Origin of the sequence: Enterococcus sp. BWB1-3, from assembly GCF_016745275.1 — a bacterium.
Taxonomy (GTDB): domain Bacteria; phylum Bacillota; class Bacilli; order Lactobacillales; family Enterococcaceae; genus Enterococcus_L.
This window is the reverse complement of record NZ_JADOEP010000015.1, coordinates 1-10,915: the sequence shown is the minus strand read 5'-3', so window position 1 is coordinate 10,915 and position 10,915 is coordinate 1. Positions and strand designations below refer to the sequence as shown.

At 38.3% G+C, this 10,915-nt stretch carries 5 protein-coding genes and 3 pseudogenes; 3 read left to right on the top strand and 5 right to left on the bottom strand.

Annotation, left to right across the window (positions count from 1 at the left end):
* Window positions 1-218 precede the first annotated feature (218 nt).
* The 5 genes and pseudogenes from IW492_RS11005 to IW492_RS10990 form a co-directional block, all read right to left on the bottom strand.
* Window positions 219-3,422, bottom strand: coding sequence for a DEAD/DEAH box helicase (locus tag IW492_RS11005; RefSeq protein WP_202067680.1), 3,204 nt, complete (start codon window positions 3,420-3,422; stop codon window positions 219-221).
* A 21-nt stretch (window positions 3,423-3,443) separates the two neighbouring features.
* Window positions 3,444-3,983 (bottom strand): annotated as a pseudogene (locus IW492_RS18685) (SbcC/MukB-like Walker B domain-containing protein); the annotation flags it as partial.
* Window positions 3,984-5,681: 1,698 nt separating this feature from the next.
* Window positions 5,682-6,578, bottom strand: a pseudogene (locus IW492_RS18680) (AAA family ATPase); the annotation flags it as partial.
* Between the two features lies 1 nt (window position 6,579).
* Window positions 6,580-7,719, bottom strand: a complete 1,140-nt coding sequence (locus tag IW492_RS10995; RefSeq protein ID WP_202067678.1) for an exonuclease SbcCD subunit D — start codon at window positions 7,717-7,719, stop codon at window positions 6,580-6,582.
* Between the two features lie 450 nt (window positions 7,720-8,169).
* Window positions 8,170-8,787: a lysophospholipid acyltransferase family protein gene (locus tag IW492_RS10990; RefSeq protein ID WP_202067677.1), complete on the bottom strand. Its 618-nt coding sequence runs from the start codon at window positions 8,785-8,787 to the stop codon at window positions 8,170-8,172.
* Window positions 8,788-9,241: 454 nt separating this feature from the next.
* Here IW492_RS10990 and IW492_RS10985 point away from each other — a divergent pair, with 454 nt between their 5' ends.
* The 3 genes and pseudogenes from IW492_RS10985 to IW492_RS18080 all read left to right on the top strand — a co-directional run bounded on the left by IW492_RS10985 (window position 9,242) and on the right by IW492_RS18080 (window position 10,703).
* Window positions 9,242-9,976: a tRNA1(Val) (adenine(37)-N6)-methyltransferase gene (locus IW492_RS10985; protein WP_202067676.1), complete on the top strand. Its 735-nt coding sequence runs from the start codon at window positions 9,242-9,244 to the stop codon at window positions 9,974-9,976.
* A pseudogene (locus IW492_RS18085) lies at window positions 9,966-10,214 on the top strand (GIY-YIG nuclease family protein); the annotation flags it as partial. The gene IW492_RS10985 and the pseudogene IW492_RS18085, both read left to right, overlap by 11 nt.
* Complete coding sequence (locus tag IW492_RS18080; protein WP_324254765.1) at window positions 10,200-10,703, top strand: GNAT family N-acetyltransferase; 504 nt, start codon at window positions 10,200-10,202, stop codon at window positions 10,701-10,703. The pseudogene IW492_RS18085 and the gene IW492_RS18080, both read left to right, overlap by 15 nt.
* Window positions 10,704-10,915: the final 212 nt, after the last annotated feature.

The following is a 10,915-nucleotide window of genomic DNA, read 5'->3' as shown; positions in this document are numbered from 1 at the left end:
TCTCAACAATCTCTAAATATCAGAGTCATTAAGAATTGAAGGCCCTTATTACATTCTCGATACAAACACGTCCATTTGGAAATGTGTCGGCAGGTCTTATATGACCCATCGGACCTGCGACGAGCATTCGTAGAAGCATGTCCTTGTATGATTTCCTTCAGATAAGAAAAGACTGTCACCATGCTCCTTACTATTTAGCTTTTCAATCTTTTGACGAATTATTCATCACCCATACTCAAAATAGTTCGAATGTCCTCTTCAGTTAACTTGCCAAGCTGCTGTTCATTTCCTTGAATCACTTTTTGGAATAGCTCCCTTTTCTCCTGCTGAAGCTGATCCATTTTCTCCTCAATCGTACCTTCAGCAATCATACGATACACTTCAACTACCTTCTTTTGACCCATTCTGTGCGCTCGTCCCGCAGCTTGTTCTTCCACTGCCGGATTCCACCATAGATCATATAAAACAACAGTATCAGCTCCCACCAGATTTAGTCCTGTTCCTCCGGCTTTTAAAGAAATCAGAAAGACATCCTTTTCTCCTTCATTAAACGAGTTCACCATTTCCAAGCGATCTTTTGGTTTAGTACTGCCGCGTAAATAAAAAGTTTCAAGACCAAGCTCATTCAATTCTTTTTCAAGAATTGACAGCATACTGGTAAACTGAGAAAACAGCAGCACACGCCGCTTATTTTCCTTTGCAGTCTGAAGAAATACTTTCACCTGTTCAAGCTTTCCAGAACTTCCATAGTAATCATCCATAAATAAACGCGGATCACAGCAAATTTGACGAAGTCTGGTCAACCCGGCCAAAATGCTGATACGATTCTTTTTGAACGCTTCGTTGTCCATTTGACTGATATCTTCCTGCATTTTTCTCAGATATGCCAGATAAACAGCTTTTTGTTCCTCTGTCAGTGTACTGTACAGATTATTTTCTATTTTATCCGGCAAGTCAGCCAATACATTTTTCTTGTCCCGTCTCAGAATAAAGGGACGGATCATCCTAGCTACTTCTTCCGTTGCCAATTCTCTAAAAATCATTTTCTGCGGGAAAAAGCCCGGTAAAACAATTTGGAAAACAGACCAAAGTTCATCCAGTGAATTTTCAATAGGTGTTCCGCTTAATGCAAACCGCTGAGGAACATCCAGCTTTCGAAGTGCCTGAGCAGTTTTAGTTCCGCTGTTCTTGACCATTTGAGCCTCATCCAAGACTAAATACCCCAAATTCATTTGTTCATAGCTTTCTACATCCTGGCGAAAACTATTATAGGAAGTTATTAAAATATCCTGATCCTCTCCATTTTCCAGCAAGTCCAGACGTTCAGCTTTCTGACCCGTTATAACACATTCCTTCAACCCAGGGGAAAATTTCTTCAGCTCAGCCGACCAGTTATAAATTAAACTGGCTGGAGCAATAATCAGTGCCGGCTTCCTCATCTTCAGTTCTTCCTTTTCAGAAAGCAGATAAGCAATCATTTGAACGGTCTTTCCTAACCCCATCTCGTCTGCTAGAATACCGCCAAAGCCATAATGACTGAGCATTTTAAGCCATCTGAATCCTTCAACCTGATACTTTCTCAAAACAGCCTGCAAGGTTTTAGGCAGCTCCGCTTCATAGTTTTCAGGATGAGTCAGATCATCTGACAATTGTCGGAAGGAGTCGGAAAATACTGCTCTGGAATTATCCCCCAGCATTTGTTCAATAATTAATCCCTGATTTTTGGGCAGCTGAATTTTTCCCTGAACATTTTTCATATTTTCACGAAGCTTCGATAAAACCTCACTGGTTTGATAAAATTCTTCAGAATCAAATGAAAGAATTTCACCTGATTCCAATGCATAGAATGAATCATTTCTCAAAAGACTTGCCAATGCGGCATCAATTTCATTCTCATTCACTCCGGCAATATCAAAACGTACATCCAACCAAGAATCAGCGTCTGTAATTTCAATCGTAGGCTGGTGACTTTGGGCATCCAAATAGAGTTCCCTCAGCTTTTTACCCATCAGCACTTCTCCAAGTTTTCGAAATAACGGAATTTCCACTTTAAAAAAGTAATACAGTCTTTCGCCGGAAGGCAGTCTTCTTTCAAACCCCGTTTCATTTTCTGTGTAGGAAAGCTGTTTCAATAATTCTACAGCAGCGGTTTCTTTGCGGATATCCCGAATTATTTCTTTTCCTTCAGATGTACTAGTATTCTGAGCTGGATCTGTAGAGAAAATCATATTGCCATAATGATAGTCCACTCTAACATCCAGTTTTTCTTTTCGCTTTTTAAAAATAAACTGAATATCAAGAGGCTCAACAATCAGCTTATGCTTCACCTCATCATCAATCTGCACATCCCCGATTTTTTTGAGTAGGGGTACCACAGAACTGAATAGCTCGGATAGCTGAATCTGTTCATAAATAATCTCAGATCTCTCCATACGTTTCAGCAATTGAATAAGCATACTGTAAATTTCTTCTTGTTCCCTTGAAAGAATATATATGATTTGATTAAAAATACCCCAATGATAGTGGCTAAGATAAGGGCTAAACAACTCACCAATAACCAGTTTGTACTGATCATCAGCTGTTCTTTCAACAACAAATTTCAAGGGAAGCTCATTTGCTGAAAAATTAATATGGCGAATTTTGTGATCATCCAAAATTAATTGTAAAGAATTGGTCTGGTTCATTTGTTCAAGCAGCTCTTTTGATTGCTCTATCGGCAGCAGCAAATAACGCTTATCCATTTTCCCTTTTACCTGAAGTCCTTTAACACCAAGAAGCTGACTGGTTTGATAAATTGAGGCCAGCTGATTTAAAATCAGTAAATCCTGTTCTGAAAAACTGTTATGCACCATGCGAAAGATATGTTGTTTGCTCACACTGTAAGTCTCTTCTTTTATAAACTTCTGCAGAAAATCACCAATATTTTTAATAATATACGTTCTCTTTTTCGCATCCTGAATCCCCACTCTTAACGAAATTCCCAGCAGAGCAAATTCTGGATAATAAGCATTTGTTTGAATATTTTCTACCAAATATTCCACTATAAGCGAGGACTGGCTGGATTCTTCTATTTCTTTCTGAAATTTAGCAAAGCCTTTCGTAAACATTTCAGCACTGGAAACTTTTTTAGCTGCAGAAGCTGCTGGCCGGCTGGTCGTCATCACTCTTGGAATCCCCTTCGAACGAAGATACAGCTCAACTGCAACAGTATGTTTACAATACCCCTGTTCAAGCCAGTATGAGCACTCGCATTTATCCTGCTCTTTTGGACTGCCGTCCAGTTCAACCAAATAAAGTTCTGTTCCAAGTACTTCACCATACCACACTTGCTTATCCCAATCCTGTATAACAGAAAGGACTCTTCCTTCATTCAGATATTCCCGTCCTCTTGTAATAATTCGATCCGGTATACTCCACTTCATCTTCTCACCCCGCTTTCCACTCTACATCATTTGATAACCTACACTGCTTTGACCGACACCATTTGTATTAATTCTCATCTGCTGTGAAATTCTGCTCTTAAGCTCGGTCACATGACTGATGATGCCGATCATACGACCTTCATTTTCGATCGTTTCTAAAGCTTCAATTGCCATTTCCAAAGCTTCCTCATCCAAAGAACCAAAGCCCTCATCAATGAACAGAGCTTCAATCAGAACACCGCCAGCCTGTTCCTGAATGACTTCTGCCAGAGAAAGAGCCAATGCCAAAGCAGCTATAAAGCTTTCTCCGCCTGATAAAGTTCTGGCACTGCGGCTTGCACCTGCATTGTCATCATAAATATTGATTTCCAGTCCTGTTTGACTTCTAAAACTGTTCTTCTCTTTGTTCAATTCAAACTGATATCGACTGTTAGTCAATACAGCCATTCGACTATTGGCTGTTTTCAAAACTTCCGTCAAGTAAGTTTGTAACACATATCGCTCTAAACTTGTCTTTTTAGGATTATTACCATTTACAGTCTCAGAAAGCTGCTGAAGTGCTGCAACTTCTTCCCATTTTTTATCAATTGCTGCAGCTGCAGCACTGACTTCCTGTTGAATTACTTCATTTACAGACATCTTTTCTTTTATCTGATAATATCTTTCTTCTTTTTCAGCAATCTCATTTGCAGTCCTCTGATATTGCTCTTCTATTTCTGTCAATTCTGAGAGTTCCACTGTCTCTATTTGTTGTTCTATTTCCCGAAGCTGAAACTGAATCTCTTTCTTCTTTTCTTCATATGCAGCAATTTTTATTTGCAGCTCAGGAAGTGTTGCTAATTCCTGCAGCAATTCTGAAAGTTCTTCCGAAGTGTAGAGAACTCCTCTGAGTTTCATTGACATTTCAAGCTTTTGTTTGGCCTTTTCGATTTTCTTTTGATCTTCAGCCAGGCCCTCTGCCAAAGTTTGAATCCGATGTTTTGTTTCCTGTTTGGCGGACTTATGTTCATCCAGCTGTTTGGCGATTTTCTCAGAAGCACACAGCCATTTATCTCGCTCTGATTTTAATACTTCCAGCTTCTGCAGACACTCATCCAGACTCATCTTATCATCCAGCTGTCCAAGAATTGTTTCAATCTTCCCCTGTAAAACCTGTTGCTCTGAATATTTTTTTAGATAAGCCTCATCTAACCCCTTCATCTCAGCCTGAGAAGTTTCAAGTGTTTCTGCAAAAATTGCAGCTTCCTTTTTATGCTTCTCCATATCAGAAAAAAGTCTTTCAAATTCAGCTTCTTTACTGTTCAGCTGGTGTTCTCTCTCATTCCACCATTCTTCAGTAAGGTTTTGACTATTCATTTTCTCATTGCTGAACAAGAAGACTTCCTCGAGTATATACTCTTCTTGTTGACTAATCTCTTTTTCTGCAGCTGTCGTTTCTTCCAGCAGCTTTCTACTCTCCAATTGAAGAGTAGTCTGCTGTTCTTCAAGTTCTTTCAGACTTTTCTCTGCAAGCTCCAAGTCCTTTTCTGCTTTTTGAACCTCATCCAATGAAACCTCATGATACTGTTTCTGACTAGGGTGGTCAACAGCTCCGCAGACCGGACAGGGTTCACCATCTTCGAGAAGAAGACTCAAGCGATTAATCTGTATTTTGATTGACTGATTTCTCTTATTTTTAAGATCTTCAGCTGCAAATTCAAGTTTTTGTTCAACTGCTTCAATCTGTTCATTTAATAAAAGCAGCTGCTCCTTATTATTTTCTATTCTTAAAATCTCTTTTTGGAATGACTGCCATTTTTCAACCATCTGCTTCCAGTCTTTTATTCGCTGTGTGTGAAGCAGCTGCTCTTTTTCAATATTAGGCAGCTGATTAATTTTTTCTTGTACTAACTGCAATTGATCAGTCAACTGCTGGTATTCTTCTTTTTTATGATTCAGCTGATCTTCAAGTGTAAGAAGGTTTATTTCAGACAGCTCTTTCTCCATTTTTTCTTTTTCTTCATATAAAGGAAGCTTTGACGTCAGCCTATTGGATTCCATTTGCTTCGCACCCATTTCTTCTTTCAGCTCAGCGAGTTGGTCAGCCTCTTTTTGGAGCGAATCACTCTGTCCATCTATTTCATTTTTTGTTTCAATCGCTTCTTTATACTGCTGCTCCTTCTCCAATAAGGAAGATTCCTGTTCTTCAATAGAATCAATGAGATTTTCCTGAGTTGCCGCCCATAAAAGCTCCTGTTCTTTTTGTTTTGCCTTTTTCTGCTCTTCTTCTTTCTCAGAAAGCTGCTCCTGTTCAAGCTTTAGCTCCTTTTGTTTCTGAATCAGCTTCAACTGTTCCTCAAGTCGATATTTTTCCTGTTCAATATTTTTAATCGTATGTTTAAGCTCGGTAAGCTCTTCAAATCGCCTTTGCTGCATTGACTTCACTTGTTTTTGCTGATCGGCAAGCAGCACCAGTTTTTGTTCAGTCAAAAGCTCTTCAATATCCGTCCTTTCTTCTTCCCAGTAGACCTGTTCCATTTTCATTTCAATTTTCTGACGGGTCTGATTGATTTCCTGATTTCTATTATTTGACTGCTGCTTCAATTCCTCACCAAGTGCTTGATAGATTTGTGTACCAAATAATTTACGGAGAACTTTCTCTTTTTCGCTGCTGTTTGCAATTAGAAAGGTCCGAAAATCTCCTTGAGGAAGAAGAACAATCTGAGAAAACTGATCTGCATCCAGGTGAAGCAGCTCCTGAATAAATGCGTCTACCTCTCTGCGTTTTGTATATTCCCGCAGTTCTTTTCCATCCGCACCTTTTATAATTAGTGAAATCTTGGCGCTTTGAGTCCTGGTTCCTTCTCCTCTTTTCTTGTACAGCTCCTGTTCGGGACTACGTGTAACTACATAGAAAAATTCGCCATGTGAAAAAAGCAATTGAACTTGGGTAGGCTCAGAAGGGTCGGCAAAAGTAGAGCGCAACTCTTTCCCCTGACGTATCTTTCCAGAGCTTTCTCCAAATAGTGCATAGCTCATCCCATCGAAAATTGTCGTTTTTCCCGATCCGGTCTTTCCGCTTATCAAAAATAAAGACGATTCTTCAAAATTTGTAAAATCAACTGTTTCATCAATATAAGGTCCAAAGTTTTTTAATTTAAGTGTTAGTGGCTTCACCCTATTTCCCTCTTTCCTTTTGATGAATGGTTTCCAAAGCTTCCTTCAGCCAGAGTTCCTGCTGCTCCGTCAATTGCTCTTCAGTTACTTCTTTAAAAAAACGTTCACTAAGCTCGATCGGCGTCAACTGCTTCATAATTTCCTCACGAATTGTTTCTTGTTTATCATTTTCCCGCCCTAAAACTCGCTCAACACCGAGAATATTAGGATAAACTTTGCGTAACAAGTACATCATATTGGGAATAACTGCTCGATCAGTCAATTGGATAAACATAAAATTGTTACGATCAATTTTTTCATAAAATTCTGGCTGGGTTAATTCAGTAAAGCTTCCTTGAATATCTACAATTTCCCTTAACGGTTTCAGTACCTGAAAATCAAGCGTACAACTATTTGCATTTATATCGACTATCCAAACTCCTTTTTCCTGCTTTCTTTCTGAAAGAGAAAATTTCAATGGCGAACCACTGTACCTGATTTTGTCTGATATTAAGGCATCCTTATAATGAAGGTGACCAAGAGCTACATAGTCAAAACATTCAAGCAAATCCAATGATACTGTGTCTAATCCGCCGACGGTCAGCTTCGTTTCTGAATCTGTTTTAGTACTTCCCGCAGCAAAAAAATGACTAACTAAAACGTGGGAGAAGCCTTCTTTAAAATTTTTTTTCATTTCTTCAACAACAAATATCATCGCTGTTTCAATCGTTCGTATCTCTTCATTTTCAAAATAAAGTCGAGCAGAGATTGGTTCAAAATATGGTAGTAAAAAGAACTGAATCCCCTGATGTTCTACTGGTTCAAATGCCTGTTTCAACTGCGTGTGCAAATGAAAGTCTGATTGCTTGAACCATGGACCGCCTGTTTCCAGACGAATACTGCTGTCATGATTTCCTGAAATAGCAAAGACAGGAAACTGTTCTTCCAGATTTAGTTCAATAATCATCTGATTAAATAGTTCCACTGCTTCCACAGATGGAACTGAACGATCGTATAGATCACCTGCGATAACAATACCATCAACTGCATTCTTTTTAGCCAAATCAATAATTTGATGAAAAACATGAAGCTGATCCTGCAAAAGATCATAACCATGTAATTTTTTCCCTATATGCCAATCTGCTGTATGTAAAAACCGCATTTAATCACCTCTTCTAATTATTAAAAAATCAAACAAAGCAGTCCTATCTGCACTTATACATGCTTTTATTACTTAATCCTATGTATTTTTCTACTTTCATTTAAAAGAAAGAATCATTTTTATTTCCTACAACGGCTAAAAAAGCCCTTCTCACCATTATATCAAAAATAGCGGGCTGTGCTACAGATAGTATTCCAATTTCTTTTATTTATAACTGAAATACACAATTAGATAAAAATAAATTTCTAAAAACTACTCATGTTTGATAATTGTTTTAAAATAGTACAGATACCAGAGATGCAGCATAAAAAATACAATTGATTAATTTACATAAAAATAGAGAGGTCGAGACAAACACTCATGAGTGTTTACCCCAAACTCTCTGCCCTTAAAAATAATTTTTTCTTTTATATTGCTGGAGCACCCAGACAAAAAAGAATTTTTATAAGATTATTTTGCTTCATACCTAAAATTAGGATCTACTTCATTGTCTAATTCAGCAAAAGCTTCGTTCATTCTCTGTTCAACTACTGCAATTCCCTCTTTATCCATCTTCTTAATATCGCTGACATCGATTGGAGCACCAAATGCTACTGTAACCTTTTTACGTTTAAGCAAGTCTTTAAATGTCAGCGGACCCTGATAAACAGACGGAACAATCTTCACTTTTGCCATTTTCGCAATAAGTGCCACTCCTCCCTTCAACTCAGAAGAATGTCTGGTGCCGCTTGGAAACATCACCAGGCTTAATTGGGTATCCTTCAATGTTTTCACAGGTGTTTTGATTGCACTTGGACCTGGTTTTTCTCTATCAACAGGAAACGCATTAGCATGTCTCAATATAAAACTCAAAAACGGATTCTTAAATAATTCCTTTTTCGCCATAAAACTAAATTTTTTTGGTGAAGCACCAACTGCCAGATGCAGCGGCTCCCACCAGGTTCTGTGCGGCGCAACAAGAATATAATTTTCATTTTGCGGTAGGTGTTCCTTACCGACAAGACGCATTCTGCCGTTTAAAACGACTAAAACAACACGAACGATTCCCCGTATAAATGTAAAAAACATCATTATTCCCCTTTTCTTAATGTCACTAGGGCGTGTCTGAAAACTATAGAGGAAACCGTTTAAAGTTTGCTCATTTCATTTTTTGGAAATATTCGTCACTAGCGTTTTCAGACAGGTCCTAGTCTTTTATTCAACTTTCACGTTCAGCTTTTTTAGCCCAGCAGTCGGACAAACTATGTTATTCAATCACACGTTGTTTTATCTTCCCACACATTAACAGCATCCAGTGAATCAGCTGTTTTTAATCTTCTCCCATAATAACATAGTTATATTTTTATGAAAATAAACTTTGATCGCTTTCACGAAAACATTTTTCATCTTGCGAAATAAAGAAGCCCCCTGTATGATAAGAATTGATTAAAATTTTAACAGATTATACTTAAGCAGAGTATGAAACTGCTTGAAAAAATTCTCTGTGTTTATTACAAAAAAAGTAAAGAAAGGAGCTGCCGTCATGCTTTTAGAAAATGAACGAGTTGATCAGCTGTATGCAGAAGATATCCAAATTATTCAAAGCAAAGAAGTTTTTTCATTCTCAATGGATGCTGTCCTTCTTGCAAATTTCCCTACACTTCCTAAGCGGGGCTTGATCGTTGATCTTTGTGCTGGCAATGGTGCGGTAGGTCTTTTCGCAAGCAGAAAGACCAGTGCAGTAATCAAGCAAATTGAACTTCAGCCCAGGCTGGCTGATATGGGCACCCGCAGCATTCAGCTGAATCAGCTGGAGAATCAAATGGAGATGATTCAGCTTGATTTAAAAGATGCTCCGTCTGTCATCAAACCTGATTCTGTTGATTTGATTCTATGCAATCCACCCTATTTTAAAGAACTGCCTGACAGCAGAAAAAATCCGAATCCGTATCTCGCAATTGCTCGACATGAGATTCATACCTCACTAAATGAAGTAATTAATGTCTCTGCAAAACTTCTGAAAACAAATGGCAGATTGGCTATGGTCCATCGACCGGATCGTTTCCTTGATATTATGAATGGTATGCAGGAAGCAAACATTGCACCAAAGCGAGTCCAATTTGTTTATCCGAAACCTGAGAAAGAAGCAACTATTCTTTTGGTGGAAGGCATTTTAAGAGGAAAAAAAGACGGCTTTCGGGTACTCCCACCTTTTTATATTCAGAATGAACACGGCAGTTATCAGACAGAAATGGCGGCTTTATTGTATGGAAACTAAACATTATTTCTATGTCCTATTGTGTAAAGACGGTTCTTTTTATGGCGGCTATACTACTGATCCCAAACGCAGGGTTACAGAACATAATTCAGGAACTGGAGCAAAATACACTCGCGCACCTGCCAGAAGACCCGTTCAAATGATTCACTTGGAAAGCTTTGATACCAGAAAAGAGGCAACTCAGGCAGAATATGCCTTTAAGAAACTCACAAAAGCAAAAAAAATTTCCTATTTAAAAAAGAATAAGCCAGCTTGTACTATACGATCGTTCAAGCCTGAAGATGCTGAAGCTGTCTCCCGCCTTCTAAAAAGAAACTTTCTGGAAATAAACAGTCAGTTTTACCCAATGGAACAAATGGAATTATTGGTCGAAAAATACTCAGCCCAGGCAGTAATCAAACAAGCCTCCTGTGCTCATACCTATGTAGCAGAACTGGGTGATACATTGATTGGGACAGCAACCATATGCCCCTACTTCAATTCCTTAACAGAAAGCATCATTCTCAGTGTTTTTATTTTACCGGAATATCAGCAAAATGGTATCGGAACAAGTTTGCTTAAAAGATTAAAAACAGATCCTTTTTACATAAGAGCAAGTCGAATTGAAGTACTAGCTTCCAGAAACGCCCAGAACTTTTACAGCGGCTTTGGATTTAAAATAAAAAATCCTGCAGCCTCGGAAAATACACAAGGCTATGTGGTGATGGAGAAACACAGAAAAAAATGAGTATTAAAAAGACAACATTCGCAACTTAATACGGCTCTATAATATCTAGTGTTGGTGGCGTGATTGTCACTGACACTTTTTTCATTTTGAAAAAAAACAGGAAAGACATCTTGAAATCCAGTAGAATTAAAGTCGACAAAAACCAATTCAAAGGAGTGTTTCAAGATGTCTCAGTCAAATCATATCAAAGAATTCTTAGATATTCTAGACCT